This window comes from Microcoleus sp. T2B6, assembly GCF_036700475.1.
Classification (GTDB): Bacteria; Cyanobacteriota; Cyanobacteriia; order Cyanobacteriales; family Microcoleaceae; genus Microcoleus.
The window spans coordinates 18,423-45,360 of record NZ_JAUBOZ010000063.1 but is presented as its reverse complement, the minus strand read 5'-3'; the positions used below and the strand labels follow the sequence as shown (position 1 = coordinate 45,360).

The following is a 26,938-nucleotide window of genomic DNA, read 5'->3' as shown; positions in this document are numbered from 1 at the left end:
TTTTATTGTGGTTTGGGCGACCCGCCCGTCATTTGTGGACGGGCGGGACGCCCATCCCACAAACTTGTGGAAGTTATTTAATTCTCATTCCTAAGTTGCAACGCCAGATTAAGGAATTTTAATCATGTAAGGTGCACAGTGTGCACCCTACGTTTAGGGGAATTTGTGCGTAAGGTGAACGCTAGGTTTAGGTGGTGATATTGAGTGCGGTAAATTTTTAGGCGATCGAGATTTCAGGCGACAAATAAACATCTTGAATGGCGTTGAACAATTTTACGCCTTCTTCAAAGGGACGCTGAAAAGTTTTGCGACCGGAAATTAAGCCGCAGCCGCCAGCGCGCTTGTTGATTACCGCCGTGCGAATTGCTTCTGCAAAATCGCTTTTCCCGGAAGCACCGCCGGAGTTAATTAAACCCATCCTTCCCGCATAACAGTTGAGCACTTGATAGCGAGTTAGATCGATCGGGTGATCCGTTGTTAGATCCGAATAAACGCGCTTGTCGGTTTTGCCGTAACTGTGACCGCTAGCTTTAGCAACTGCTGCATAGCCGTTGTTGCATTCGGGCAATTTTTGCTTGATAATATCAGCTTGAATTGTCACTCCCAAGTGATTTGCTTGCCCGGTTAAATCTGCCGCAATGTGATAATCTTGGTCTTGTTTAAAGATATCGTTGCGGAGGTAGCACCACAGAATAGTCGCCATTCCGTATTCGTGAGCCTGTGCAAAAGCTTGACTAACTTCTTGGATTTGCCGCGTCGATTCCGGGGAACCAAAATAAATTGTTGCTCCGACTGCTGTTGCTCCCAAATTCCAAGCTTGTTCTACAGAAGCAAACATTATTTGGTCGTATTGATTGGGATAAGTCAGCAACTCGTTGTGATTGAGCTTGACAATAAAAGGGATTTTGTGCGCGTACTTGCGAGATACGCTTCCCAAAACTCCCAGCGTTGTCGCGACAGCATTGCAGCCTGCAGAGATTGCTAGTTTGATGATGTTTTCGCTGTCAAAATAAATGGGATTTGGTGCAAAAGAAGCGGCCGCCGAGTGTTCGATTCCTTGGTCTACTGGCAGGATGGATAAATAGCCGGTATTCGCCAAGCGTCCGCTAGAATAGAGTTGCTGAAGCGATCGCAAAACTTGAGGAGATCGATCGGTTTGAGCAAAAATGCGATCGACCCAATCCGGGCCCGGCAGGTGCAAAAAATCTTTAGAAACTTTTGCTTCATGGGTGAGCAAGTCTTCGGCTTCGTCGCCCAGCCAAGACTCGATGGAATTGGGAACTGATAGTGTAGCTGTCATAAAAAATCTCAGTAAGTGCGAAACTCAGTGGCTTTAGCCCTGAGAGGACAATGACACTTCGGCTACGCGAGCGTGGATCACACAAGCGGTTTCAACCGCATTGAATCTTTCTTTACCCATTACCGCCTTGGAGTTGTTCAATTTGGTGTACTTTTGTAATGCACTTTCGCGCTTGACAATTACCATCTCAAACTTCCCAACCCTGTACGCATAATGGTTCGCTCAATTGAGCCTCCCTTTCGGGGTAATGTTAGCTTGTCGGTCAATGTTTTAAGAGCTTTTTCGACCTGCAACACTGTTTCAGTGACTTTAAAACTGTTTAATTGCAGATGACAGAGCAAGGAACTAGCTACGCATTCCGGGGTGTCGTGACTCAAAAAACGTAGTCAATTAAGACTTAGGCTGGTCAGTACAGCTTGCAAGAATTTCTCTTACAAGCTCAATCCCTTTAGGGTTGAGTTACTGACGCAGATTTCCCTCTCAATTTCAATTGCAGGCTGATGATTGCAGACATTAGCCTTGGTGATATTGTAACGAAAAAATCATATTTTCCATCCCCTCAACGATAGACCCAGTTTTTAACAAGTTAGCGACAACAGCAGCTAGGACGCGCTACTCTATAATAAGCTGGCAGTTCAGCCGGATCGGCGCTGCCAGCGATCGCCGCTCGACTCACAACTTTGCCATCACAATGTCAAATACTTACTTCGATTCTGAAAACGCTCACAAATCCTTCGAGATGCCCGGTGCCAGGCCGCATTACAACCCGGATCGCCCTGGTCAAGTAGAACACATTTTCCTCGACTTAGTGCTGAATATTCCCAAACAAAGCTTTCGCGGCACTTGCAGCATCCGCATCAATCCCGTCCGCAGCGGCATTGACAAATTAACCTTAGATGCGGTCAACTTGAACATTGAATCGGTAAAAGTTGGCGAAACCGAGCAAAATTTCGACAGCGACGGCGAAGTGCTGCAAATTCAACTGCACGAACCAACAGAAGCTTACCAACCAATTACTATTGCGATCGAATACTCGGTCGAAAAACCCCAACGCGGCCTTTATTTCGTCGGCCCGGACAAAAACTATCCAGACAAACCAACACAAGTTTGGACTCAAGGCGAAGACGAAGATTCCCGCTTCTGGTTTCCCTGTTTCGACTATCCCGGACAGTTGGCAACTTCGGAAATTCGAGTGCGAGTTCCCAGGCAACTTTTTGCCATCTCCAACGGTGAATTAATTAGCACAAAAAACGACGGCGACGAGAAAATTTATCACTGGTCGCAAACCCAGGTACACCCGACGTACTTAATGACCTTAGCAGTCGGAGATTTCGCCGAAATTAAAGACGAATGGAACGGCAAACCAGTTAATTATTACGTGGAAAGAAGCCGCGAAGCAGACGCTAAGCGCAGCATGGGCAAAACGCCTCAAATGATTGAATTCTTCTCGGAAGCATTTGGCTATCCTTACCCTTTTCCCAAATACGCTCAAGTCTGCGTGGATGATTTCATCTTCGGCGGTATGGAAAATACTTCGACAACTTTGCTAACAGATAGGTGCTTGCTAGACGAACGCGCCGCCCTCGACAATCGAGGTACTGAAAGCTTAGTCGCCCACGAATTGGCTCACCAATGGTTCGGCGATTTAGTAGTAATTAAACATTGGTCTCACGCTTGGCTGAAAGAAGGCATGGCTTCTTATTCCGAGGTGCTGTGGACTGATAAAGAATATGGCAAAGAAGACGCGGCTTACTATATGTTAAATGAAGCCCGCAGTTATTTAGCTGAAGATAGTTCCCGCTACCGCCGGCCGATGGTTACTCACGTTTACCGCGAAGCCATTGAATTGTACGATCGCCATTTGTACGAAAAAGGTGCTTGCGTCTATCACATGATTCGCGCCGAGTTGGGCGACGAATTATTTTACAAAGCAATTCACACTTTTGTGCGGGATAACGCTCACAAAACTGTAGAAACGATCGATTTGCTCAGGGCGATAGAAAAGGCTACCGGTCGCAATCTCATGTTTTTGTTTGACCAGTACGTTTATCGTGGCGGTCATCCAGATTATAAGGTTGCTTATTCCTGGGATGGTGACAGCAAATTAGCAAAAGTTACTGTCACTCAAACTCAGGTGAAAGACAGCAAAAATGGCAACGGCAACAGCAAAGATGTATTCGATCTGAAAATTCCGATCGGCTTCGGTTACAAGCCAGAAAAAGAAGCAAACGATGACAGTTGGGCACGTTCAACCCCGAACCTAAAAACTTTCACAGTCCGAGTGCATGAGCGCGAGCAAAGCTTCTATTTCCCTCTCGAAGAGAAGCCTGCATTTATCAGTTTTGATGTCGGCAATAAATACTTAAAGACTGTTGTTTTAGAGTATGGAATTGCGGAACTAAAAGCTCAGTTGCAGTTCGATCCAGACCCGGTTTCGCGGATTTACGCTGCCCAAGCTGTGGCGAAGAAGGGAGGGCTGGAAGCGGTGAAAACGCTGTCAGAAGTTCTCAAGAAAGAGCCGTTCTGGGCAGTACGGGCAGAAGTTGCCGGTCAGTTAGTTGAAATTAAACTCGACCAAGTTTTTGAAGGTTTAGTAAGTGGTTTAAAAGATAAAGATGCTCGTGTTCGTCGCGCTGTGGTGAATGCGCTGGGTAAAATCCAAACTCACGAAACTTATAAAGCGCTGAGATCGATCGTCGAAAAAGGCGACGACAGCTATTATGTAGAAGCCGCCGCAGCGAGTGCTATGGGCTCAATTGCAGCGGCTAACCCCGACGAAAAACCGACCGACGAACAGGTACTGAAAGAGTTAAAATTGGTGCTGAAAGAGCGTCAGGGGTGGAATGAGGTAGTGCGATCGGGTGCGATCTCCGGTTTGGCGCAGATGAAAACTTCGGAAGATGCGCTGAATTTAATATTGAAATACACAGCCGTCGGTACTCCGCAAGCTTTGCGCTTGGCTGCAATTCGAGCTTTGGGTACAATTTCGAGTGGTCAAACGAAGGTCAATTTAGAACGGATTTTGCAGCGATTGGCAGAATTATCTAAAGAGACGTTTTTCTTGACTCAAGTCTCTGTAGTAGTGGGATTAGGACAAATGCAAACTCGCAAAGCAATTCGCATTTTGCGTTCTTTAGCTGACCAAACTCCCGATGGCCGCGTCCGCCGCATGGCTGATGAAGCAGTGCAAAGAGTGCAGAAAAATGCTGGTTCTGATGCAGCGGTAAAGCAGTTGCGGGAGGAATTAGACCAGGTGAAAAAGGAGAATCAAGATTTGAGGAGTCGGATGGAAAATTTGGAGGCTAAGGCGAAGAAAGATTAGGTGTAAAACCCCATACCGGCGCAGATAAAGGCAGATATTGGCGATCGGCTTTTATCTGCTTGTCGGTAGAGGATTTGGCGCAGTTATTATAATAATATTATTGTTCAGTGGGAGTGCCGGGGAATTTCCTATTTTCCACAGAGGGGAAAAACCAAATATCTTTATTCTCGACTTTGTTGTCTCAACTGAGGAATTATAGAGAATCAGAATGCAATTTTTTTTAAATTTGTAAACCTTTGATGAAGTAGTATAGCGGTTCTCAAGCGTGGTGAGGTATGCCCTATGCCCTATGCCCTATGCCCTATGCCCTATGCCCTATGCCCTATGCCCTATGCCCTATGCACGTCGGGTACCTCATGTTACTGAGAAAGGCTATAGCATCTTTTTCACCCAGAAATATTGCAGAAATTATGAGTATAAGAACCGCTGTATTGATAGAGCAATCGGGGGTAATTCCCTATCGTATTCAAGAGGGACAAATTGAAGTAATGCTGATTACTTCTTCGGCTAGCAAGCGCTGGGTGATTCCCAAAGGATTAATTGAACCTGACATGACTCCCCAAGATTCCGCCGCCAAGGAAGCTTGGGAAGAAGCAGGTTTGTTGGGTAAAGTGTTCCCGGATTTGCTAGGAACTTACGAGTATCAAAAGTCCGGCTGTACTTGGCTGGTAGGAGTATTTTTAATGGAAGTGCAAGCAGTTCTGGAAATTTGGCCCGAAGCTAGCAAAAGAAAGCGGCAGTGGGTAAGTATTCCTAAAGCAATTAAGCGGGTTAATGAACCGGAACTCAAACTCATTTTGGCCGATTTGCCTAATAGGTTCTGGTGAAGCGTCGCTCGGTAAGGGCGGGTTTACCAATACTTTGGTTTTCAACCATAAATTCGGGTGAACCCGCTAAAAAAACAAAATGACTCAAGAGTATATGCTGTAAGATTCTGGAGATGCGATCGCCATGCCATCTCCTCTGATGACCTACCTTAACCCGATTAAAATTCTCTCCCTCAATGACCTGCGCGACAACAAGCCCGAACGTCCAGGCTGGTCACTCACCTTCGGAGCCATCTGTGCAGATGCCGCCGCCGTTTGCCTCGACGATGGAGGACACTCTATCCCTGTGAAGCTGACAATCGAGGGGATTCAACCTTGTGAAATCCAAATTCAATGGGATGCGATCGATGATACCATCCGTCGCTTCAACGCCGATCGAGAAGTTGCCACTGAATATGGAGCCTACGGTATCGCGGCGTTGATCATGCCTCACCTCACTGGACTCACCATCATCGAACGTTCTGTCAAAGGTAAAGGGTTAGGTTTTGACTTTTGGCTGGGTTCGCTCGAAGATCCAGGCACGCTATTTCAGCGTAAAGCCCGCTTAGAAGTCTCCGGGATTCGTAAAGGTTCTGACAGCATTATTCAAGCCAGAGTTAACATAAAATTAGAACAAATCCGCCCTTCAGATGACGTAGCTCCTGGCTATGTATCTGTAATTGAGTTCGGTACTCCCAAAGCACGGATCGTCAAAAAATGCAGACCATAGAAGCCCTTCACCACGAAGCAATGGAACTGGTCGATCGAGCAGTTTTCGCCCGTCAGTGCGGTGATATCGACCAAGTGACTGCACTCACCAGAGCCGCCTTTGCGAAAGAACGGGCGGCAGCGGATTTAGTAGCAAACGAATGGGATTTTGAGCCTACTCGTTCTATACTGCATCGGAGCGCCGCCGTACTTGCCATTGAGTGTGCCCAACTCCGGCAAGCAGAACGGCTGATTGGACGCGCCCTCGCAGGCAACCCTCCCACGGACATTGCGGATGAACTGCGTGACCTGCTTATAGAAGAAATTTACTCGCAGCGTCAAGCGATTGGAGCTTAATTTATTTAAGCGTTAGCTGAGAGGAAAGGAATACTTTCGGCTAAGTTATCCTTAACTTCAATTCCCTGTTTTCTCGCCCAAAACTGGCTCAAAAAGTGAATTTGCCGCAAGCCGACAACTAAATTTAAACCGGGTACAAAAAGCCACCAAACTGTTAGCGGTTCTTTGATTCCTTCTTGGCGGTACAATTCATTAACTGTGTTGTAAAGTTTGAACTGCACGATGTAAATCCAAGCAATACCCAGCAAGGAAAACCAACCAAACCATCCGGGAACGTCAGGGTCGAATATCCGCAAAGCTTGGGGGACGGCTACTCCTAAAACAAAAGGAAGCAAGCAAAGGGTTCCCGACCAACCGCTGCCGTTATAGCGACGCAATTCTTCTTGAATAATCCATTTGTACCATCCGTAATATAGCAGCAAGCTGACTGCCGACAGCAAAATGACTCGCCACAAAGAGCGGGGTTTACCTAAAGGTTTGTCGGACATATTTAGATATAAGATATGAATTGCTATCTTGATTATATTAACATTTGTTAATTATTGCAAAATCATTTCTCGAATCGATCGCGCTGTTGCAGGGGCCAGCAGAACACCGTTGCGATAGTGGCCGCTGGCGATGAGAACGCGATCGTTACCGGGAAGCGTTCCGATAATTGGAGCCGGCCGCCCTTCCGGCCGCGGGCGCAATCCTGACCATTTCCTGATGATTGAGGCGAATGCTAAGCCCGGATAAAGGGATGTCGCCCTCGCCATCACTTGCGCCAACATATCAGCATTCGCCTGAATTTCCCCGCCATTTTCGGAAAACTCCACCGTCGCCCCCACCCAAAATTCCTGATTTCCCACAGGGACAATGTGAACGTCATCGCAAGTAATTACCGGGCTAAAATCTGGGTTTCCTACAGGATTGGGCGTCAGCAAATGCAGCGCTTGTCCCAACACCGGGCGAATGTCAACCAACTGATTTAACGATGCAGTCACAGCAGCAGAACCCAAACCAGCGCACACAATTAGTCGATCGAAATTTTCAGCAACAGGCAAGATGCCTGTTCCACAAGACTTATTGACAGCAATGGAAGATGCGAGTTGAATTTGAGACACCTGAGAATCCAACTGAGTAATTCCTTGAACTTCCACTCCAAACTCAAAATTAACTCCTTTGAGTTCAGCAGCATCAACCAAAGCCAAAGTTAGCGCCGTCGGATCGACTTGCCGGTCTTGAGGCGAATAAATCGCAGCAATAATCTGATCGTTTAAAGAGAGATGAGGGCAGCGATCGCGCACTCGTTCTACATCCCAAAGTTCCAATTGCCAACCTTGAGACTCGCGAGTGGCTATCAATTTTTCCCACTTACTTAAATCCTCTCCCTCCGAACAAAGCATTAAAATTCCTTGTTTGTTAAAAGGAATTTTTCGCCCCGTAACTGCTTCCAATTCGGGAATCAAAGTTTCGTAGCGCTGAAGGCTGGTTTCCCTCAACTGCCAATTTCTGCCCTTAGTTTTGTGGCTGATAACTCCCATCAAAACACCGAGTGCAGCGCCAGTAGAACCTTGTGCCGGCGGCTGTTTGTCGAACACAGTAACTTGCAGTTCGGGAAATTGACTTAGTTCAAAGGCGATCGAAGCCCCAACAATACCGCAACCAATAATTGCAACACGAACCATTCAATTTTAGATTTTAGATTTTAGATTTTAGATTAACTGCTTCCTAGGTTTTGTCCATATAAACCTTTTGCGGACGGGCAAGATGCCCGCCCCACAAGAACACTAATTCTTTCTTTGTGGAACAGGCATCTTGCCTGTTTTTGACAATGATACGCCCCACAAGAAAACTAATTCTTTCTTTGTGGAACAGGCATCTTGCCTGTTTTTGACCATGATACAAGATGTGAGTTAAAGCTAATTAAGCTTTAGGAATTAGCTGCAAGAAGGTATCGAAATCATTGACAGCTTTTTGATAGCTGGCCGTGACTTTTGCATAGTCAAGCTCTTTAGCAGCAAGGTCAATGTTAACCAAATCGGTAAACAAACTCTTAGTTAAATCAACAGCTTGCTGTTGAGAACTAGGCAACAAACTCCCAGAGACGGTTTTCATTACATTCCGCAAGTCGCCTAGAGGCCCGTGAATGTAAGTTCTGGTATCAACCCAATTCCGTTTTTGAATTAGGGTTCCCAGTTTATCCATGCGCGATCGCAACTCTGTCAGGGTAGGAACATAACGCTGAATTTGCTGGATCTGGGCTGCTGTGTAAGTCGTTGGAACTTTTGCTTCGACACTACTGCAACTAACCAGAAATGCCATCAAAAACGCCATCATCAAGGCAAAAATTGAACGGGGACGAGTCATGTCGATTTTAGATTTTAGATTTTAGATTTTAGATTGCTCGTTGCGAGCGGGCACAGGGCGGGTACGGGGTTGCTCGTGTTCGTTCCAAGGCTCTGCCAGGGAATGCAGCTCGGCGATGAGCTGGTTCACTGACCTAGCACCGAGAGTTATGTACAAAATATTATTTTACCTCCTGGCGGCGCAGAAAAGTTATCACAGCATCGCCAACTTTTTCTGACCAATGTTCTTGAGGATAATGCCCCGCTTGTTCCAGTGTGACTAACTCTGCATTTTGCAGGGAACCGACTAGCTTTTTAGCAGGTTCAACACTCAGCCAAGGGTCTGTCAAACCCCAGACAAATAAAGTTGGTCGAGTCCATGCTTTCAAGCCGGATTCAATTTCGGCCATTGACTGCGGCAATTGAATATTGCGGACTGTATTCATCAGCGATCGACCTGCATCCGAACTCTTCAAAAACGGGCGGCGGTAAACATCTAAATCCTTGTCTGATATTGTCTGGCCGCTGCCACCTTCGAGAGTTCTGTCAACCAAAAGCGGGTCTTGCGTCATCATATCGCCAATAAAAGGCAGCCCCAACTGCTGCATTTTCCAAGGCAATTTTATATCTGCTGAAACTGGTGTATTGATGACAGCTAAACGCTCAATTTTATCTGGATTCCGCAAAGCGTATTGAATACCGGCTGAAGCTAAAAATCCTTGGACAACGAGGTAAAATCGGTCTAATTCTAGAGCTTGAATAAAGCCAGCGAGGGCGTCAACAAAAGCATCGGGAGTGTAGGCAAAGTCGCGCTTGTCTGGTTTTGTCGATCGCCCGTAACCCACCCAATCTGGGGCGATCGATCTAAATCCCTGGGCCGCCAAATCCGGCATCATTACAGTCCAGGTAAAACTTTGGGACGGCAAACCATGCAGCAGCAGTACGGGCGGTTTACCAGTTTCGTTAACCGGATTTGTTTCCCGATAAAACCATTGCAGCGGGCCTACTTCAACTATTTTCTCATCAATTGACATTATTTTACTGGTTATTTATCAAACAATAAGGCGGGGATTCCCCGCCCTACTTACCTAATAGTTGGGTGTGCACATCCGCACCTTATACCAATTTTTTATGAGGCTCCGTAGAATCCGATCCCCCCTAGCCAAGAGGGCGGGCACGGGGAGTAGGGGTCGCACCGCCCCTACAAAGGGGGGGACAAGATTCTTCTCAAAGTCAACCCCTACTCCCCAACAACCAGGGGGATTTAGGGGGATCGAGATATGTGCAACTTCACATTAAATTGGTATTACCCAACTAATTACAGCCGCGCTTAGAAATTCATTTCAGCAGCTTGAACTTTTTCGACCTGTTTCTTCTTGAGAACCAGCATAATTTGAGCCAGCATGGTCAAAGCCACGAAAGCCATCAATCCTTTAACGCGATCGGCACTTTGCAGCACAATCTCCACGTCTTTTTGACCGAAGCCGCCCACATTAGGATTATTCGTCAAAAGTTCGCCTGCTGCAACTGTTTGTCCTTCGGTAACAATCAGTTCTGGGCCTGCGGGAATCGTATCAACAACGGCTGCACCTTCGGCAGGTTGAATTGTCACTTGATAACCGCCATCTTCAGGTTGAGCAATCTTAGAAATGGTGCCAGCTACCGAAGCATTGTAAACAGTATTATTGCTCTTTTCGCCAGTAGGATAAACCTGACCGCGACCGCGGTTGCCTCCGACATAAATTTGGTATTTGCCGTAGTGAACCGACTTGTCAGTTTCCGGATTCGGCGACAAAACTGGGAATACCAATTCTTTGTACTGTTCTCCCGGCACCGGGCCCACTAAAAGAATATTTTCTTGGGTTTCGCTGTAAGGTTGGAAGTAAAGATCGCCGACTTTTTCCTTCATTTCTTCGGGAATTCTGTCAGCGGGAGCAATCTTGAAACCTTCGGGCAACATCACAACTGCGCCGATATTCAAGCCACCTTTGCTGCCGTCGCCGACAACTTGTTGCACGCTAGTATCGTAGGGAATCTTGACAATAGCTTCAAACACTGTGTCAGGCAAAACAGATTGCGGCACTTCCACTTCAGTCACTTTTGCACCGAGGTGACAGTTAGCGCAAACAATGCGGCCTGTTGCTTCGCGGGGAGTAGCGGGTGCTGTTTGCTGAGCCCAGAAAGGGTAAGCAAATGCTGCTTGGGGAAGTGCGATGTCGCTGGTGAGGAAAAATCCTGCTGCGGCGATCGCAATTAAGGCAGTTTTCGCGATCGTCCTGGCACTGCGGCGAAATATCGCAGATAAATTAGTTTGTGGCATTAGAGTATTCAATCTCAAAGGTCAGACAATTTTGGATTTTGGATTTTGGATTTTGGATTTTGGATTTTGGATTTTGGATTATTAGACTGGTTTAGGGATGCACTTATCTGTGGTTTTCACCATTCACCCCCTATCTAAAATCTCAAATCTAAAATCCAAAATAGTTTAAGACCACCAAGGTGCTTCGCCGGTGCGGAAATCAGTTTCTGTCCAAGTTGTAAAAGCGATCTTGTCATCTGCGACAGTGGCGTGGGCCAGGGCCAGAGACAAAGGCGCGGGGCCGCGCACCACTTTGCCCTCATTGTTGTATTGAGAACCGTGGCAAGGACAGATAAACTTGTTTTCGCTAACATTCCAAGGCACGACGCAACCCAAGTGAGTGCAGACTGCATTGATGCCGTAGTCGGCGATAGATAAGTCTTCTTTCACCACAACATAGGTGGGGTCGCCTTTGAGACCTTGGGCTAAGCTGCGATCGCCCGCAGGGTGCGAAGCCAAATATTCGCTAACGATGATGTCGTTACCCAAAGCATCTTTAGCTGTGACTCCGCCGCCAACTGCCCCACTCGACGGAGGAACAAAATATTGGACAACGGGATAGAGTGCGCCCAGTGCCACACCTGTGACTGTACCGAACGTCAGCAAATTCATAAATTGGCGACGCCCCATATCGGGAACATCGGGATTTCCAGCAGAAGATTGAGCCATGACCTGCCTTTACGGTTTTAAGTTACGTTTGTTTGTTAGCTGTTAGCGAACCTGTACGTGCAGAGGAAGGAGGATAATTGCCGTTAATCTGCTCGCACAAATTTTAGGCCGCGAAAATTCCTTTTAAGAATGCGCCTTCCAGCCTTTATTAGAGTATTATTACATTTTTTGAACTTTGTCTTTTATTGTTTAATGGATTAACTCAGGAGCAACCATGACGGGCAAGGATTTACACCAGCTACTGCTAGAAAAATGGGGAAAGTCTTACGATATCAGATTGCGGCGAACACGAGGCAAGATTTTTGTGCAAGTTATGTGGAAATATCTAGAACAGGCATCTTTTCCGATGACGGAGGCTGATTATTTCGAGCATTTGGATGCAGTGGCCAATTACCTCAACGGCTGGGGGAGCACTGAACAGGTTAGAGAATATATCGTAACTACTCGCGATCGCCCGCGCTTGGGTAAAGCTGTCAGCGTTCCCCTCGATTTGGGTGAAAGAGCCTCGGAGTGGTTGCTAGACGAGTTTTGAATCAGTCAGTCGATTTTAGATTTTAGATTTTAGATTTTAGATTGACTCCACAGCCGGGATCTGGGGGAGTTCCCTAAAGTTTTGTGTCGCGCCGTGGCTGGATTAGTTGAGCCTAAAGTCCCTAAAATCGATCGGCGAGCTTGTCATACGACTTGCTGCTGGTGAGAAACTAAGCTGTGGCGCATCTAATTTGCACAGGTGTTTTGATTCAAAGTCTTGTGTGGCGGGCTTTGCTGCGCCCCGCCCACTGTGGGATTTAAATGCCGCAACAGTTTCTGGGGCTTTTTAGGGGCTTTTTAAATTTTGGGCGATCGTCCTTCATGCTTACCAAAATCATCGGAACCAATTTCTGTCAACAATTTCACCTACAATGAGTGTCAGATATCTTGTGAAATTTAGGAGAATGTTGTAATGGGTGTTGCACTGGGAATGGTTGAAGTCTTAGGATTTCCCGCTGCAGTAGAAGTTGCGGACTCAATGGTGAAAGCAGCCCGTGTTACTTTAGTTCGCTATGAGAAAATAACCCGCGCCTACTGGACAATTATAGTGCGAGGAGATGTTTCTGAAGTGCAAGCAGCCGTTGCTGCTGGAATTGAATCAGTTAAAAAGGTCGATGGCGGAAAGTTGCTATCGTATCACATAATTGCTCGTCCCCACGAGAATCTGGATTACGTTTTGCCGATCGGCTACACTCCTGAAGTAGAACAGTTCCGAATGTAGTCAAAGTTTTGACAAAACTTTGGTGTTGAATTTTAAGTTTTAGTAATTATAGAGGCGCGGGCGATCGCACCTCTATATTTTTTGGGGCTAATTCATATCAAATCCGGTTGCATCGGATCGGCCCAGATCCCCCCTAGCCCCCCTTAAGAAGGGGGGGACAAGAGTCACATCAAAGTCAACCCCTACTCCCCTTCTTAAGGGGGATTTAGGGGGATCTGGACTCGAATAAAAGCGATATTCCTCATGGGTTTTAGGCGATTGTTGTCACCTATCGATCGATGCAGACCATACAATCAACCACTAATGAAATCACGGGCAGGAATGATAGAAGCACTCGAAACTCCCTTCAGAATCCCTATAGCGGTAGGGCTTCCAACCTGACGAATTTCCGTATCTAAACCATTATTAATCGACCCAAAAGTGATGTCTGCCAACGGAGCGCGAGAACGTACCAACAGTTTATCTTCACCTGGTTTGAAGTCAGCAATCGTATCTGTCCCCCAACCCTTCCAAAGCCTAAACTTGTCAGCCCCTCTGCCACCAACGAGATAGTCATCGCCACTGAAGCCAAACAATAAGTCGTCGCCGGCCCCGCCAATCAACGTTTCGCTGCCGTCTCCACCAAGGAGAGTATCGTTATACCTAGAACCTATCGCTACTTCGATGCCGGAGAGCGAGTCTATGCCGCCCTGCCCGTCGGAAGCCCGACCTAACCCAGACCCGTCGCCGACTGCCCCCAACTGGAGATAGACGCCAGTTCCTCCAAAACTGTAAGATACTGTGTCGATGCCATCCCCGCCATTGAGCAAGTCATTCCCAGCACGACCCGACAAAGAGTCATTACCGGCCCCGCCCAAGAGTGTTTCATTGCTACTCCCGCCAACTAGGGTGTCGTTGAAACTAGAACCTATAACGACTTCAATGCCAGAGAGTGAGTCTACACCGTTCTCTATTACGATCGGCGGGGGCGCCCCCCTGGATGCTATACCGCCGAATCCATCGAGAGCCCGACCTAACCCAGACCCGTCACCGATAGGCGCCAACTGTAGATTGATACCACTTCTGGCACTTATGTACGATACTGTGTCGATGCCATCCCCTCCATTGAGGAAGTCATTCCCAACCCCGCCATCGAGATAGTCATTACCCCTGCCGCCGTTGAGAGTGTCGTTGCCGTTGATGGCAGGGGTACCACCATAACCTAAGAGACCACTGCCATCAGACAGAGTGTCATCGCCATCGTCGCCATTGAGCAAATCGTTCTCGAAGCCGCCGTCGAGTTGATCGTTGCCAACTCCGCCATATAGAATGTCACTACCACGCCAACCGTAGAGCGTGTCATTTCCTTCTCCACCGTAGAGCGTGTCATCGTTACCAATTGTTAGCTGGTCTCTATTATTATTGCCAGTGTAGTCACCAAGCACATAATCATTGCCTGCTCCGCCGTCGAGCAAGTCATAAGCTCGGCCTCCTCCATAGAGACTGTCATTGCCAAGTCCACCAAGCAGAGTATTAACGTCGGAAGGATAATCTTGACTTCCACCATAGAGGAGGTCATCTTCACTTCCACCATCGAGACTATCACTGCCAAGATCACCATCGAGAGTGTCATTGCCAGCCAGACCATAGATGGTGTCATCGCTATCAATGAAAGGGCCAGCGCCGTATAAGTAGTCAGGGCCCGAAGTGCCAGGTATTGGTGCCATATATTTAATTTCCGATTGAGATTAAGAAACTGAAACCGTCAAAAAGGTAAAAATCTACAGTGTGGATTTTTCAAATGAACTTACTAAAAAATCCACCCAAAAAACCAAAAAGTTTCCTATCTTAGGCAGTCAGGAAACTCAAAAGATATAGCTAGACTTCAGTGATCCAGGTTGACTCTCTTGCCGAAGTTTTACGTTCTTGTTCAGTAATTTCACTGTGTCGGTATGTTATCTCTAAAGCGAATACTAAGGATCGGCTCGTCCGAAATCTTGATGCAAACCTTAAAAATTTAATCATTAAAATAACTTATGATTGCCAGCGAGAGCACCTAAAAAATAGTGTGAATTTAGGCTAAAAACCTTAGCCCCAGACATGGCACACTAAACTTTGCTAATGCGAATTGGATTTCTTATTGGTAAAACTTATTGAAAAATTGCTAAATCAGCAATGATGCTAATATAAAACAATCAACTTACTCACATATCTCAAAAGCTTAGCTTTACACAATCTTTATAAGCTGCCAGAGGTAAATACTCAATTCGCCCTCAAAATAACTGAAGCAATGTTTTTAAGATAAGTTGACAACAATCGCAATCTCGGCTAAAAATAGCAGACAATTTTAAAATTCAGATGTTCGGTAACTTTTACATTGTCTGCTATTCTTAATTCTCACCGCCCTAAAAGCTTCACCAAACCAACCCCGCCAAAATACAAGCTCAGCACCGCACCTCCTAAAAGACTTTGCGTTAAAGGGTCAGTAGAAGGCGTTAAAACCGCTCCCAAAACTGCCGCTCCCAAGACTACATACCGCCAGCCGGAGAGCATTTGGTTAGAAGAAACTATGCCCAAAACGCCGAGCAATACTTGGACGATCGGGATTTGAAAAGCTAAGCCGGTGCTGAACATTAACAGCAGCACAAATTTAAAGTATTTGTCGATCGACCACAACTGCTCTACAACATCCGCCCCATAGGTAACAAAGAAATTAAGCGCCGCCGGAATCAGAGCGATGTAAGCAAAGACTAACCCGCCCAAAAAGAGGAAACTCGAACCGAAAAACACCGGCCCCAGCAACCTGCGTTCTTTCCGAGTCAAACCGGGGAGAACAAACAGCGCTATCTGGTAAAAAATAAACGGACTGGCGATGAGCAAACCGCTGTATCCGGCTACTTCGATAGAAACAAAGAAATACTCGCCGGGAGCTAGTTGCAGAAATTTGACGGGCCCGGCCGGTACTTCGAGCAGTTGCACGATGGGTTTAACTGTGAAAAAGCAACCGATTACAGCGATTACTACTGCAATTAGCGAGTAGAAAAGTCGCTGACGCAATTCTTCTAAATGGTCGAATAAAGACATTTCAACTTCGTCGGGAAGTTCGTCTAGAAATTCGTTTTCTAAGTTGCGGGAACCCAGAAAACTGTCGGCGATTAGTGCAATGTTATTTTCCGGGATAACTGCTTTGTCTTCTAAGTTACTGACACCATCGAAATCATCGGCGATGGATGCAATGCTATTTTTAGCTCTAACTTTTTTATCTTCTAAGTTACTGACAGCCTCTAAATCCTCGGCGATTGGGGCAATGCTATTTTCCTCGCTAACTGCTTCGTCTTCTAAGTTACTGACAGCCTCTAAATCATCGGCGATTGGTGCAATGCTATTTTCCTCGCTAACTGCTTCGTCTTCTAAGTTACTGACATCCACTAAATCATCGGCGATGGGTGCAATGCTATTTTCCTCGCTAACTGCTTCGTCTTCTAAGTTACTGACAGCCTCTAAATCCTCGGCGATGGGTGCAATACTATTTTCCTCGCTAACTGCTTCGTCTTCTAAGTTACTGACAGCCTCTAAATCATCGGCGATGGGTGCAATGCTATTTCCCTCGCTAACTTCTTCGTCTTCTAAGTTACTGACATCCACTAAATCATCGGCGATGGGTTCAATGCTATTTTCCCGGCTAACTTGTTCTAGGTTGTTGTCGGAACCTTGTTCGGATGTCTCCAAGTCTGAGGGCACAGTCATAGGTATTGTTGATTTTATTTAGGTTTTACGTTTATTAGTCTTGGGTGCAGGTGGTAGCAGAAATCAGTTTCTGGATTAAGGGCGATCGCTCTTTTTACTTTAAGCCCATTGGTTAGCCATAATTTTTTTTAGCCATCAATCACGATCGCAATTTTGCCCACCGCGCGACCGGTTTCGCTGTAAGCGTGGGCTGCTGCTACTTCTTGTAAGCTGTAAGTGCGATCGACAATCGGCTCAACTTTATCGGATTCTATTAACTCCCGCAAAGCCCCTAAATCGCTAGTGTTGGCATTGGCTAAAATAAATTTAGCTTTTTTGCCCGATATTAACCAGCTCGTTAACATCGGTGCGAGGTTGTCGAAACTCGGCAAAGTCGAGATATAAACTCCCTCTGGTTGCAGCACTTTTTCGCATTCAGCAAATGTTCTTGTCCCGACAGCATCCAAGATTATATCATATTTTTCTGGCTGTTGAGTAAAGTCAATTTCTGCGTAATCCAGAACAAAATCCGCTCCCAAACTCTTGACAAATTCTCTATTTTTAGCGCTGCAAACTCCCGTTACTTCCGCGTTCATTGCTTTCGCAACTTGCACGGCAAAAGTGCCGACTCCGCCGGAAGCGCCGTTAATCAATACTTTGTTTCCTGCTTGAATTTGACCCAAATCCCTGAGCGATTGCAAAGCAGTTAAACCTGCGATCGGTACTGCTGCTGCTTCTGCATGAGTGATGTTTTTCGGTTTAAAGGCGGCATCCGATTCTGGCACGATCGCGTATTCGGCACAAGCACCGCCACTGATGGGATTTAAGAAAGTATAAACTTCATCTCCGGGTTGAAATTTGGTGACTTCCCGGCCGACTTCCACGACAACTCCCGATATGTCTGAACCGACTATTCGAGGAAAGTTAAATCCTGTTAATAGTTGCAGGTGTCCTTGCCGGATTTTCCAGTCTACGGGATTGACGCTGCTAGCGCGAACTCGCACTAACAATTCGTTGGATTTGGCGATCGGCTTTTCCAATTCTCGGTACTGCAATTCCTCGGCTGAACCGTAGCGATCGAACGCAACTGCTTTCATGGCAAATTTTCCGGTTTATTTCCAATAGAACACTCAATCCTTTACAATTACAGCACATTCGATCTAAATGTGACACAGGAAATTGAGCTAGCCTTGTAGCAGCGGGCGATCGACTCTTGGAGGCCTCCAGACACGGCGCAGGCGTGAGGCAATGGGCCCGCGGGCGAGCGTGCGATCGACTAGGGATTAAAGTTAATAGGAACAGGGCGGGCGATCCCATAACCCTGAGCATAATCTACTCCTATCTCCCGCAATTTTTCTAAGATAGTCTCGTCTTCGACAAACTCAGCTATAGTTTGAAGATTCATCGCATGGGCAATACGATTAAACCCTTCAACGAGCGCTTGAGAAATCAAATTCTGACTAATATTCTTGACAAAAGCACCATCAATTTTTAGATAATCAACTGGTAAATTCATCAGATAAGCAAACGAACTCAATCCACTGCCAAAATCATCTAAAGCAAAGCAACAGCCAATTTTTTTGAGTTCGCTCATGAAATATCTCGCTTGCTCAAAATTCGCGATTGCTGCGGTTTCCGTGATTTCAAAACCAATGGTTTGTGGGGGGACTTGGTAGCGAGAAAATTGTTCGATTAAAAACCTCATAAACTGATTGTTACTAATGCTAGCCCCAGAAAGATTTATCGTGTACAAGCCTTGACTAAGAATATCTTTCTCCGGCAATTTGTGATAGTTAGAGAAAAAAGTTTCGATGACCCAACAATCGATCTCAGTTATCAAGCCGTAACGCTCTGCGGCTGGAATAAACTGAGCTGGAGATACTATTTTTCCATTTTCGTCCAGCATTCTAATCAAAATCTCATAATGCTCTACTAAGGGTTTAGAGGTAATAGAGACAATCTTTTGGTAGTAGAGACAAAAACGATTAGTTTCCAGCGCTCGGCTGATTTGGGAAATCAACTGTCTCTCACCACGTTGTTTAATTAGTTCGTCATCATCTAGACTATAAATATGAACACAGTTGCGCCCTCTGGCTTTGGCGGCATAACAAGCTGCATCAGCCGCTCCCAGAAGCTCCATCAAATCTCGGCTGGTTGGGTCAATGGCAACAACTCCAATGCTGACTCCGATGATAAAGGTTTTGCCATTCCACATAAACCGAAACTGATGCACTAGGTCTTTGAGGTTTTCGGCAATCTGAGTTGCTTGAGAGATTGAACATTGAGTGAGCAAAATACCAAATTCATCACCTCCCAAGCGAGCCAGCATATCATTAGCACGGACTCCCTTTTGAATAAGTGCGGTGATTTGGCGCAGTAGCTCATCGCCAGCAATATGACCTGCGGTATCGTTAACGACTTTGAACTGATCTAAATCTAAATAACAGAGAGCGTGCTGCTGATTGCTGTCTTTAACAGAGGCGATCGCATCAACTAGGTGCTGCTCAAATCTTCGACGGTTGATTAACCCCGTCAGGGCGTCGTGACTGGCTTCCCAAGAGAGTTTATGGGTGAGATAGCGCGCTTCCGTAACATCATGAAAGACCATGACTGCCCCGATAATTTGACCTTGACGGTCTCGAATCGGTGCTGCCGAGTCAGCAATGGGATACTCGGTTCCATCATGGCCAATCAGAATAGTATTGTGAGCTAAGGTCACAATTCGCTCCTCTAATAGAGCCTTGTTTATAGGATTCTCTACTGGCTCGCGCGTTACTTGATCAACAATTAGGAAGACTGTAGAGAAAGGAACTCCTTGAACCTCATGAGTTTTCCAGCCTGTCAGTCGCTCAGCTATAGGATTGAAATATCTCACATTACCTTGGGCATCCGTAGTAATGACCGCATCGCCAATGGATTGCAGTGTCACTTGAGCCAATTCCTTTTCGGCAAAAAGAGACTCTTCGAGACGTTGCCGTTCTTCAATTTCTATTAAGAGACGTAAATTCTGCTTTTGGAGGCTTTGTTGCAGCCTTCTGATCGTTAGGTGGGTTTCGACACGAGCTAATACTTCTTCGACTTGAAAGGGCTTAGCAATATAATCTACCCCTCCAGCAGCCAGCCCTTGCACCTTATTAAAGGTTTCATTTAGCGCACTCAAAAAAATTATTGGAATGTCGGCAGTGCGCTCGTCAGATTTTAATTCTCGGCAAACTTCATAACCATCAATATCAGGCAATTTAATGTCTAGTAAGATTAATTCCGTCGATGGCGATTGGGCGGCTCTGAGCGCCATTGCCCCTGTTATAGCACTGCGAACTTTATAACCCTCTGCCCTCAAAGTATCCCTGAGCAGACGCAGGTTATCAGGCAGATCGTCAACAATTAAAATATTGCCTCGGTAGTTTGTAGCTCGATCGCTAACCCTATCCCTAGTTCTATCGACAATCATACTGATTTCCCTAGTTTCCTGCTAGAGGAATATAAGCCTATGCACCAATAGTATAGTTGAATTATGTTGAATTATTAGGTTATAAAGGTCACTTTAGGCAGAAAGAAGTCCTGCGAGCCGAGATATGGCGCTGGCAACGGGGCGCAGCCCTACAAAATCTGCATTGTTCGGCTAGGGGCAGTCCCCTCGTGGTTGCCCTTCTTCGCTTCGCGTAACATCAGAAGAACATGGTTTTAACCCAAGCAGGCGATTTATGAACAAGCGCATTTCTCACATGGCAAGCCTACTCGTCATTGCAATTGGATGTCTCGTGCTGCTGGGTTGGCAATTTGACATCTCCCTACTCAAAAGTGGTTTTCCCGGTATGACTTCGACCATGAAAGCAAACACGGCAATTTGCTTTTTGCTGGCTGGAGTGTCTTTGAGATTGTTGCAGTACCAAAGAACCCGACTGCACAATCGCATCGCTCAAGGGATGGCAGGATTGATAATCATCATGGGTCTGCTGACGCTGAGCCAGTATATTTTTGGTTGGAAGCTGGGTATTGATGAGTGGCTTTTCCGAGATTTCGTCTCTTCAGCGACTCCTTATCCGGGAAGAATGGGAGTAAATACTGCCCTAAATTTTGTGCTGATGGGACTAGCACTGTTACTGTTAGGGCAAAATTCCCAAGGAATGACTTGGTTGGCTCAGATTTGTAGTAGTGTTGCAGCTTTAATTTCTCTACTAGCTTTATTTGGACACCTATTCAATGTCGATATTCTTGAACGGTTGGGCACAATTACGACGACTCCCTCCCTAAACGCGATCGTCACCTTTTTCATCCTCTATGCAGGAATTTTATGGCTCCGCCCCAAGGAAGGATTAATGCAAGTAGTAACCAGTCCCCTAGTTGGCGGAGTAATGGTTCGGTGGTTGCTGCCTTGGGGGACAATCTTTCCAGTGACAGTGAACTGGTTGACTCTTCAGGGACAAAATTTAGGCTGGTTTAACGTTAATTTTGGCTATACATTGCGTTCAACTGTTATGGTTGTCACGTTCTCAATTCTCATCTTGGCGACGGCTCGCTCTTTAAACCAGATAGATTACCAGCGCCAACAAGCGGAAAAAGAAATTAAAAAACTTAACGAAACTTTAGAAAATCTTGTGGGTGAACGAACAGATGCTTTACAAAAATCGCAGGCTCGTTTTGCGGGAATTCTAGAAATCGCCAATGATGCAATTATTTCAGTCGATCGCACTCAACGCATTACCCTGTTTAATAAAGGGGCAGAAAAGATGTTTGGCTATAAAATTGAGGATATTTTAGGGGAGCCACTGAATTTACTGCTGCCAGAACAGTTTAGAGATGCACACCCGCAGCATATCAAACAATTTGCACAGTCTTCTACCAGAGCGCGAAGGATGGGAGAACGAGGCGAGATTTTGGCTCGTCGTCAAGATGGAACGCAGTTTTCGGCTGAAGCCTCTATTTCTAAGCTGGAAATGAGAGACGAAACGGTATTTACTGTTATTCTGCGCGATATTAGCGATCGCAAACAAATTGAGATGGCATTACGAAACAGTGAAGAGCAGTTTCGGAATGCGTTTGAAAATGCGTCTATTGGAATGGCGATGGTTTCACTTGATGGGCACTGGATTAAAGTCAATCCTGCCTTATGTCAGATTCTTGGGTACTCCTCAGAAGAGTTGTTAGCGTTAACTTTCCAAGACATTACCCATCCCGACGATTTAGACCTGGATCTTAGTTATGCACATCAGCTATTAGCAGGAACAATTTCAACTTACCAACTGGAAAAACGGTATTTCCATAAACAAGGACATATTATTTGGATTATTCTTAATGGCTCGCTAGTACAAGATGAACAGGGAAAGCCGCTGCATTTTATTTCTCAAATACAAGAAATTACAGCTCGAAAAGAAGCTCAAAAAACGCTAGAACTTCAAAGCGTTATCATGAATAACATGGCAGGAGGAGTGTGTTTAATCAAAGCCTCCGACCTCATGATCGTCTATACCAATCCTACCTTTGACGCTATGTTTGGCTACACAGAGGGCGAACTCGTCGGTCAATCAGTTGGTGTTTTGAATTATGTCGATACAAAGGTTACACCAGATGTAACCGTTCTAGATATCGTCACTCAAATTGAACAGACCGGGGAAGCGAAATATGAAGTCCACAATATAAAGAAAGATGGAACTCTCTTTTGGTGCAGAGTTCATACATCCAGGTTTGAGCATCCTGAATACGGAACTGTATATGTTGCTGTTCAGGAGGACGCAACAGAGCTAAAACTGGCTGAGCAAGCCTTGCAAGCTACAACAAATCGCCTCAACTTTCTTCTAAACTACAGCCCCGTACTCATTTTTAGCAGTAAACCGGCTGGCGATTATGGAGCAACGTTCATGAGCGAAAATATCAAAGATATATTGGGCTACGAAAGCAGCGAGTTTTTAGAAGATTCTAAATTTTGGGTGAATCACTTACACCCAGATGATGTAGAACCAGTGCTTAATGGCTTAGCAAATGTATTCGTTAATGATTTTTATTTCCACGAATACCGTTTTCGTCGCTCCGATGGAGTTTATCGCTGGATGCTCGGTCAGCTTAGGCTAATTCGAGATAATTCAGGTACACCAGTAGAAATTTTGGGATATTTAATTGACATTAGCGATCGCAAACAAGCTGAGTTGGAATTTCATCAGGCAAATGAAGCAAACCAAGCCAAGACAGTCTTCCTCGCCAATATGAGCCACGAACTCCGCACCCCCCTCAACTCAATTTTGGGATTCACGCAATTGATGAGCTATGAGAGAAATCTGACTCCTTCTCTCCAAGAACGTTTACAGATTGTCAATCGTAGCGGTAGACATTTATTGGACTTGATTAACGATATTTTAGATTTATCCAAAATAGAGAGCGGAAGGATGACCCTCAATCCTTCTGACTTTGATTTGAAAAGTTTGCTGACTTCTATTGAAGAAATGTTCCAAGTTAAAGTCCAATCTAAAGAATTGCAACTATTTTTCGACCTAGATCCCGACATTCCTCAATTTGTGCATAGCGACGAGAAAAAACTCTATCAAGTCTTGGTCAATCTGCTCGGTAATGCGATTAAGTTTACCAATCAAGGAAGCGTCACCCTACGGGTAAGAGCAGCACAAACAGACCAAACATCCTGTCACCTATATTTTGAAGTTGAGGATACAGGCGTGGGAATTGCGCCCACAGAAATTGATAGCCTATTTAAGGTATTTGTGCAAGCCCAAGCTGGCAATAATTTGAGTCAAGGCAGTGGGCTTGGTTTAGCGATCAGTCAAAAACTCGTCAAACTCATGGGCGGTAAAATTCGGGTTAAAAGCACTTTGCACCGAGGTAGCACTTTTTCCTTTGAGATTAGTGTACAGTTACCTCAAGCAGAATCCTTACCCCCAGAATCAATTAATCAAAGAGTAATTGGTTTAGCTCCCGGACAACCGACTTACCGCATTCTTATTGTTGAAGATTTAGAAGAAAATCGCCGCTTGTTAGTCGAGATCCTTACCTCGGTTGGTTTTGAGGTGAGAGAAGCAAAACAGGGAGTGGAGGCACTCTCACTGTGGGAGAGTTGGCGGCCGCACCTGATTCTGATGGATATACGAATGCCGATCGTGGATGGCTACACAGCTACTAAATATATTAGAGAACGCCCTCAGAGCCAAGAAACTGTCATTATTGCTTTAACTGCCAGTGTTTTGGAAGAAGATCGAGAGAAAGTTCTTAGGGCTGGCTGCAACGACTTTATAAGCAAGCCATTTCAGCAGAGAGAACTTTTTGATAAACTCGCTAAATATTTGGGAGTACAATATATCTACGAAGTCGTAGAACAAACTCCACAAAAACCATTAGTTGAAACGGTGTCTGTAGAAGATATATCCATGATGCCCCCCCAGTGGTTAGAACAAATGTATCAAGCCGCTTACTATCTCGATACCGAAGTTATGAATGAATTAATTCTACAAATTCCCGAATCCAAAGCAAGTTTGTCCAAAGCACTAACTGATTATATCAATAATTTTAATTCTGATCGAATTATGGAGCTGATTCGACCTTTGCTGCCGAAGCCGCTGTAGTTATCGAGTTTAATGACAAAGAAGCTATAGTGCTGTAAGCAGTGGCTATATTTCTAATATACACCAACAGGGCAAAGGATTTGGACGTTTTTGGAGATGTGTGTGGCAGATATCTATCAGCATAAGGAAATGGCATACACCTTAGATGGAATGTGCTATATCATAGAGCAATTCTATTTCGTGTGTGAAGGGGATTTATTTTTTTATTAACCGCAGAGGGCGCAGAGGTCACAGAGAAAGAGAAAAGAGAGAGATAAATGATTGATTTAACCGGAAAGGTAATTTTAGTAACAGGTGGCTCGAAAGGGATTGGTGCAGTGACGGTGCGGACTCTGGTTAATGCTGGGGCTGAGGTGATTTTGCATTACTTTCGCAGTCAGAAAGAAGCTGAAGCGGTGGCAGCAAGTGTTGCGGGCGATCGCTGTTATTTATTAGCAGCAGATTTGATGGTGGAAAACGCGGCCTCGACTTTGTGGCGAGATGCTTTAAAATGGCGGGGCCATATTGATATTTTAGTTAATAATGCGGGGATTATGCAGTCAGCGGGTATAGAGGACGAGTTCGATATTTGGTCGTCAGCTTGGCAGCAAACTCTACAAGTTAATTTAGTTGCCGTTGCCGATTTGTGCCGGGAATCTATTCTGCATTTTCAAACTCGCAGGGTCGGTACAATTATTAATATAGCAAGTCGCGCTGCTTTTCGCGGCGATGACCCGAATTATCTGCACTACGCCGCTTCTAAAGGCGCTATTGTTGCTTTAACTCGCAGCATTGCTAGAGGGTTTGCGACTGATAATATTTTGGCTTTTACAGTTGCCCCGGGATTTGTCAGTACAGAAATGTCTAATCAGTTTATTCAGGAGTTCGGTGAAGCTGATATTATTCGCGATATCCCGATCGGCAAAATCGCTCCTCCTCAAGATGTTGCTAATGTTATCGCGTTTTTAGCATCCGGTTTGGCTACGCACGCTACCGGGACTACGATCGACATTAATGGAGCCTCTTACGTGCATTGAGACAATTGTAAAATACCTCTAAAGGCTCACGGTGACACCTTTTAAAAATCACTAATTTATCACTTTAGCAAGACGCTAAAAACTCCCTCAATCACTTAGCGTTAGATTAGAAGATAGTCTGAGGAAAGTTGATTATGACAACAAATAACGGCACCAACACCAAACGAGTTGCCATACTCATTGAAAATGGAGTTGAAGATTCGGAATTTTTAGTTCCTTACAACGCCTTAAAACAAGCAAATTTTGATGTAGTTGTCCTCGGTTCGCGGACAAACGAAAAGTATGCAGGGAAACAAGGAAAAGTTGCCCAGCAGGCTGACGGAACTACGACAGAAGCATTGCCCGCAGAATTCGATGCAGTGATAATTCCCGGCGGGATGGCTCCTGATATGATGCGGACTAATCCCAATACAGTACGTTTTGTACGAGAAGCATTTGAGCAAGGAAAACTCGTCGCTGCTGTTTGCCACGGCCCGCAAGTTTTGATTGAAGCCGACTTGCTGAAAGGCAAAAATGCGACGGGTTTCTTGGCAATTAAAACAGACATGATTAATGCCGGAGCTAACTACATTAACGAAGCTTTAGTAGTTGACGGCAACTTGATCACTTCCCGCCAACCTGGAGATTTAGCAATATTTACCACCGCAATTCTGGCTCGCCTCGGTTACGGCGGAAAAGAAGTCGGTTTGCCCGAAGAAACTGACAAAAATGCAGAATGGTGGAAATTAGCTAATGGTTGGGGAGGTTCGACACAAGGCGACATTGTTAAAGGTTTGAATACCGCCCTCGCAGGGGAACGCTATGCTTGCGAAGCGTTTCAAAATTATGCGGAAAAAACCCAAGACAGCGATTTGCGATCGCTCTTGAAAGAAATGATTCAAAACAAACAGCACCACATCATCGCTCTCGAAAGTCGCCTCAACGATTTTGGTGAAAAACCCTCAATGCCTGCCCAAATTGCTGACAAATACGCTAAATTAAAAGCTTCTATGCAAGGAAGCGATGAAACGTTTTTGCTGCGGAGCACTCTAGGTGATTTGCAAACCGGTGTTGTCGATATCAACAACCTGCGGGTGAAGTTCACAGATCCGGTATCAACGGCCATTTTGACAGAGATAGAATCGGATTTGTCTAAGTGTGAACAAGTCGTTGCTAAACTCTTCCGCGCCCGTGCAGCTTCCCAGGAAATTAAGTCGCCTAAACCTTCGACTAGCCCCGCTGTAAAAATGTAATCAGCAAGGGGATAAATAAGTTTGTAGTTTGGTTGAGATGTGAAAACCAGTACCAATATCGCAACTACAAACTTCCTCTGCAATCCTACAATATACGCCTTTGCGGTAAAATAAAACCCAAGACTAAAAAGCAGATATTCAACTAACTGCAAGGTGGAGGGTTTTATTCAATGGGTTTTATTTTTGTTTTAGCTGGACACGGCGAGTTTGAAGGAAGCTTGCGGCATCCGATGGCGGTACAAGCCCTCGCATTCCTCCCTGCATAAATAAAAAATATGGTATCCGATAAGCAGCCCCCAGATATATCCGTAAAGTCGCTT

Annotated in this window: 20 protein-coding genes; 9 read left to right on the top strand and 11 right to left on the bottom strand. The window is 45.5% G+C overall.

Annotated elements, in window-relative coordinates:
* Positions 1-217: 217 nt before the first annotated feature.
* A complete protein-coding gene (locus QUA00_RS23930) occupies positions 218-1,300 on the bottom strand; it encodes a class I fructose-bisphosphate aldolase (RefSeq protein ID WP_333411330.1) in 1,083 nt (360 codons plus the stop codon).
* Positions 1,301-1,991: 691 nt separating this feature from the next.
* Here QUA00_RS23930 and QUA00_RS23925 point away from each other — a divergent pair.
* The 4 genes from QUA00_RS23925 to QUA00_RS23910 all read left to right on the top strand — a co-directional run bounded on the left by QUA00_RS23925 (position 1,992) and on the right by QUA00_RS23910 (position 6,493).
* On the top strand, positions 1,992-4,622 hold the full coding sequence (locus QUA00_RS23925; RefSeq protein WP_333411329.1) for a M1 family metallopeptidase: 2,631 nt from the start codon (positions 1,992-1,994) through the stop codon (positions 4,620-4,622).
* Between the two features lie 410 nt (positions 4,623-5,032).
* Positions 5,033-5,449, top strand: a complete 417-nt coding sequence (locus tag QUA00_RS23920; RefSeq protein ID WP_333411328.1) for an NUDIX hydrolase — start codon at positions 5,033-5,035, stop codon at positions 5,447-5,449.
* A gap of 124 nt (positions 5,450-5,573) precedes the next feature.
* A complete protein-coding gene (locus QUA00_RS23915) occupies positions 5,574-6,158 on the top strand; it encodes a hypothetical protein (RefSeq protein WP_333411327.1) in 585 nt (194 codons plus the stop codon).
* Complete coding sequence (locus tag QUA00_RS23910) at positions 6,146-6,493, top strand: hypothetical protein (RefSeq protein WP_333411326.1); 348 nt, start codon at positions 6,146-6,148, stop codon at positions 6,491-6,493. The genes QUA00_RS23915 and QUA00_RS23910 overlap by 13 nt, the downstream gene beginning before the upstream one ends.
* A 5-nt stretch (positions 6,494-6,498) precedes the next feature.
* On the opposite strand, the gene QUA00_RS23905 is transcribed toward QUA00_RS23910, so the two are convergent.
* From QUA00_RS23905 to petC, 6 genes are all read right to left on the bottom strand, one after another.
* The gene (locus tag QUA00_RS23905) at positions 6,499-6,981 is read right to left on the bottom strand and encodes a hypothetical protein (RefSeq protein ID WP_333411325.1); all 483 of its coding nucleotides are present in this window, start codon (positions 6,979-6,981) and stop codon (positions 6,499-6,501) included.
* A 51-nt stretch (positions 6,982-7,032) separates the two neighbouring features.
* On the bottom strand, positions 7,033-8,160 hold the full coding sequence (locus tag QUA00_RS23900; protein WP_333411324.1) for an FAD-dependent oxidoreductase: 1,128 nt from the start codon (positions 8,158-8,160) through the stop codon (positions 7,033-7,035).
* A 238-nt stretch (positions 8,161-8,398) separates the two neighbouring features.
* The gene (psbQ, locus tag QUA00_RS23895) at positions 8,399-8,842 is read right to left on the bottom strand and encodes a photosystem II protein PsbQ (protein WP_333144450.1); all 444 of its coding nucleotides are present in this window, start codon (positions 8,840-8,842) and stop codon (positions 8,399-8,401) included.
* A gap of 160 nt (positions 8,843-9,002) precedes the next feature.
* Positions 9,003-9,854: an alpha/beta fold hydrolase gene (locus QUA00_RS23890; protein WP_333144449.1), complete on the bottom strand. Its 852-nt coding sequence runs from the start codon at positions 9,852-9,854 to the stop codon at positions 9,003-9,005.
* A gap of 296 nt (positions 9,855-10,150) precedes the next feature.
* Entirely contained in the window at positions 10,151-11,140 is a 990-nt protein-coding gene (petA, locus tag QUA00_RS23885) for a cytochrome f (protein WP_333144448.1), read from the bottom strand.
* 165 nt (positions 11,141-11,305) lie between these two features.
* A complete protein-coding gene (petC, locus tag QUA00_RS23880) occupies positions 11,306-11,848 on the bottom strand; it encodes a cytochrome b6-f complex iron-sulfur subunit (RefSeq protein WP_333062057.1) in 543 nt (180 codons plus the stop codon).
* A gap of 214 nt (positions 11,849-12,062) precedes the next feature.
* Between petC and QUA00_RS23875 the strand changes: the two genes are divergently transcribed.
* Positions 12,063-12,380 carry a DUF3067 family protein gene (locus QUA00_RS23875; RefSeq protein WP_190661639.1) on the top strand — a complete coding sequence of 106 codons (318 nt, stop codon included), beginning with the start codon at positions 12,063-12,065 and terminating at the stop codon, positions 12,378-12,380.
* Between the two features lie 411 nt (positions 12,381-12,791).
* Positions 12,792-13,100, top strand: a complete 309-nt coding sequence (locus QUA00_RS23870) for a carbon dioxide-concentrating mechanism protein CcmK (protein ID WP_006631236.1) — start codon at positions 12,792-12,794, stop codon at positions 13,098-13,100.
* Positions 13,101-13,393: 293 nt separating this feature from the next.
* Here the strand turns inward: QUA00_RS23870 and QUA00_RS23865 are convergent, their stop codons facing one another.
* From QUA00_RS23865 to QUA00_RS23850, 4 genes are all read right to left on the bottom strand, one after another.
* Positions 13,394-14,806, bottom strand: a complete 1,413-nt coding sequence (locus QUA00_RS23865) for a calcium-binding protein (protein WP_333144446.1) — start codon at positions 14,804-14,806, stop codon at positions 13,394-13,396.
* A gap of 670 nt (positions 14,807-15,476) precedes the next feature.
* Positions 15,477-16,244, bottom strand: coding sequence for a twin-arginine translocase subunit TatC (gene tatC / locus QUA00_RS23860; RefSeq protein ID WP_333106556.1), 768 nt, complete (start codon positions 16,242-16,244; stop codon positions 15,477-15,479).
* A 710-nt stretch (positions 16,245-16,954) separates the two neighbouring features.
* Positions 16,955-17,902: an NAD(P)-dependent alcohol dehydrogenase gene (locus QUA00_RS23855; protein ID WP_333411323.1), complete on the bottom strand. Its 948-nt coding sequence runs from the start codon at positions 17,900-17,902 to the stop codon at positions 16,955-16,957.
* Positions 17,903-18,081: 179 nt separating this feature from the next.
* Positions 18,082-20,256, bottom strand: coding sequence for an EAL domain-containing protein (locus QUA00_RS23850; protein WP_333411322.1), 2,175 nt, complete (start codon positions 20,254-20,256; stop codon positions 18,082-18,084).
* Positions 20,257-20,509: 253 nt separating this feature from the next.
* Here QUA00_RS23850 and QUA00_RS23845 point away from each other — a divergent pair, with 253 nt between their 5' ends.
* The 3 genes from QUA00_RS23845 (at position 20,510) to QUA00_RS23835 (ending at position 26,618) form a co-directional block, all read left to right on the top strand.
* A complete protein-coding gene (locus QUA00_RS23845; RefSeq protein ID WP_333411321.1) occupies positions 20,510-24,370 on the top strand; it encodes a PAS domain S-box protein in 3,861 nt (1,286 codons plus the stop codon).
* Between the two features lie 257 nt (positions 24,371-24,627).
* Positions 24,628-25,386 (top strand): SDR family oxidoreductase, encoded by a 759-nt coding sequence (locus QUA00_RS23840; RefSeq protein WP_333144441.1) that lies wholly within the window; start codon positions 24,628-24,630, stop codon positions 25,384-25,386.
* Positions 25,387-25,520: 134 nt separating this feature from the next.
* A complete protein-coding gene (locus QUA00_RS23835; protein WP_333411320.1) occupies positions 25,521-26,618 on the top strand; it encodes a DJ-1/PfpI/YhbO family deglycase/protease in 1,098 nt (365 codons plus the stop codon).
* The last annotated feature ends 320 nt before the right edge of the window (positions 26,619-26,938 follow it).

What these genes read in the sequence shown, in the direction of transcription:
- QUA00_RS23835 (WP_333411320.1), top strand. Translation starts at nt 25,521, where the DNA reads ATGACAACAAATAACGGCACCAACACCAAACGAGTTGCCATACTCATT.
- petA (WP_333144448.1), bottom strand. Translation starts at nt 11,140, where the DNA reads ATGCCACAAACTAATTTATCTGCGATATTTCGCCGCAGTGCCAGGACG.
- QUA00_RS23875 (WP_190661639.1), top strand. Translation starts at nt 12,063, where the DNA reads ATGACGGGCAAGGATTTACACCAGCTACTGCTAGAAAAATGGGGAAAG.
- QUA00_RS23845 (WP_333411321.1), top strand. Translation starts at nt 20,510, where the DNA reads ATGAACAAGCGCATTTCTCACATGGCAAGCCTACTCGTCATTGCAATT.
- petC (WP_333062057.1), bottom strand. Translation starts at nt 11,848, where the DNA reads ATGGCTCAATCTTCTGCTGGAAATCCCGATGTTCCCGATATGGGGCGT.
- QUA00_RS23840 (WP_333144441.1), top strand. Translation starts at nt 24,628, where the DNA reads ATGATTGATTTAACCGGAAAGGTAATTTTAGTAACAGGTGGCTCGAAA.
- QUA00_RS23915 (WP_333411327.1), top strand. Translation starts at nt 5,574, where the DNA reads ATGCCATCTCCTCTGATGACCTACCTTAACCCGATTAAAATTCTCTCC.
- QUA00_RS23930 (WP_333411330.1), bottom strand. Translation starts at nt 1,300, where the DNA reads ATGACAGCTACACTATCAGTTCCCAATTCCATCGAGTCTTGGCTGGGC.
- QUA00_RS23900 (WP_333411324.1), bottom strand. Translation starts at nt 8,160, where the DNA reads ATGGTTCGTGTTGCAATTATTGGTTGCGGTATTGTTGGGGCTTCGATC.
- QUA00_RS23855 (WP_333411323.1), bottom strand. Translation starts at nt 17,902, where the DNA reads ATGAAAGCAGTTGCGTTCGATCGCTACGGTTCAGCCGAGGAATTGCAG.
- QUA00_RS23910 (WP_333411326.1), top strand. Translation starts at nt 6,146, where the DNA reads ATGCAGACCATAGAAGCCCTTCACCACGAAGCAATGGAACTGGTCGAT.
- QUA00_RS23920 (WP_333411328.1), top strand. Translation starts at nt 5,033, where the DNA reads ATGAGTATAAGAACCGCTGTATTGATAGAGCAATCGGGGGTAATTCCC.
- QUA00_RS23865 (WP_333144446.1), bottom strand. Translation starts at nt 14,806, where the DNA reads ATGGCACCAATACCTGGCACTTCGGGCCCTGACTACTTATACGGCGCT.
- QUA00_RS23925 (WP_333411329.1), top strand. Translation starts at nt 1,992, where the DNA reads ATGTCAAATACTTACTTCGATTCTGAAAACGCTCACAAATCCTTCGAG.
- QUA00_RS23905 (WP_333411325.1), bottom strand. Translation starts at nt 6,981, where the DNA reads ATGTCCGACAAACCTTTAGGTAAACCCCGCTCTTTGTGGCGAGTCATT.
- QUA00_RS23870 (WP_006631236.1), top strand. Translation starts at nt 12,792, where the DNA reads ATGGGTGTTGCACTGGGAATGGTTGAAGTCTTAGGATTTCCCGCTGCA.
- QUA00_RS23890 (WP_333144449.1), bottom strand. Translation starts at nt 9,854, where the DNA reads ATGTCAATTGATGAGAAAATAGTTGAAGTAGGCCCGCTGCAATGGTTT.
- QUA00_RS23850 (WP_333411322.1), bottom strand. Translation starts at nt 20,256, where the DNA reads ATGATTGTCGATAGAACTAGGGATAGGGTTAGCGATCGAGCTACAAAC.
- psbQ (WP_333144450.1), bottom strand. Translation starts at nt 8,842, where the DNA reads ATGACTCGTCCCCGTTCAATTTTTGCCTTGATGATGGCGTTTTTGATG.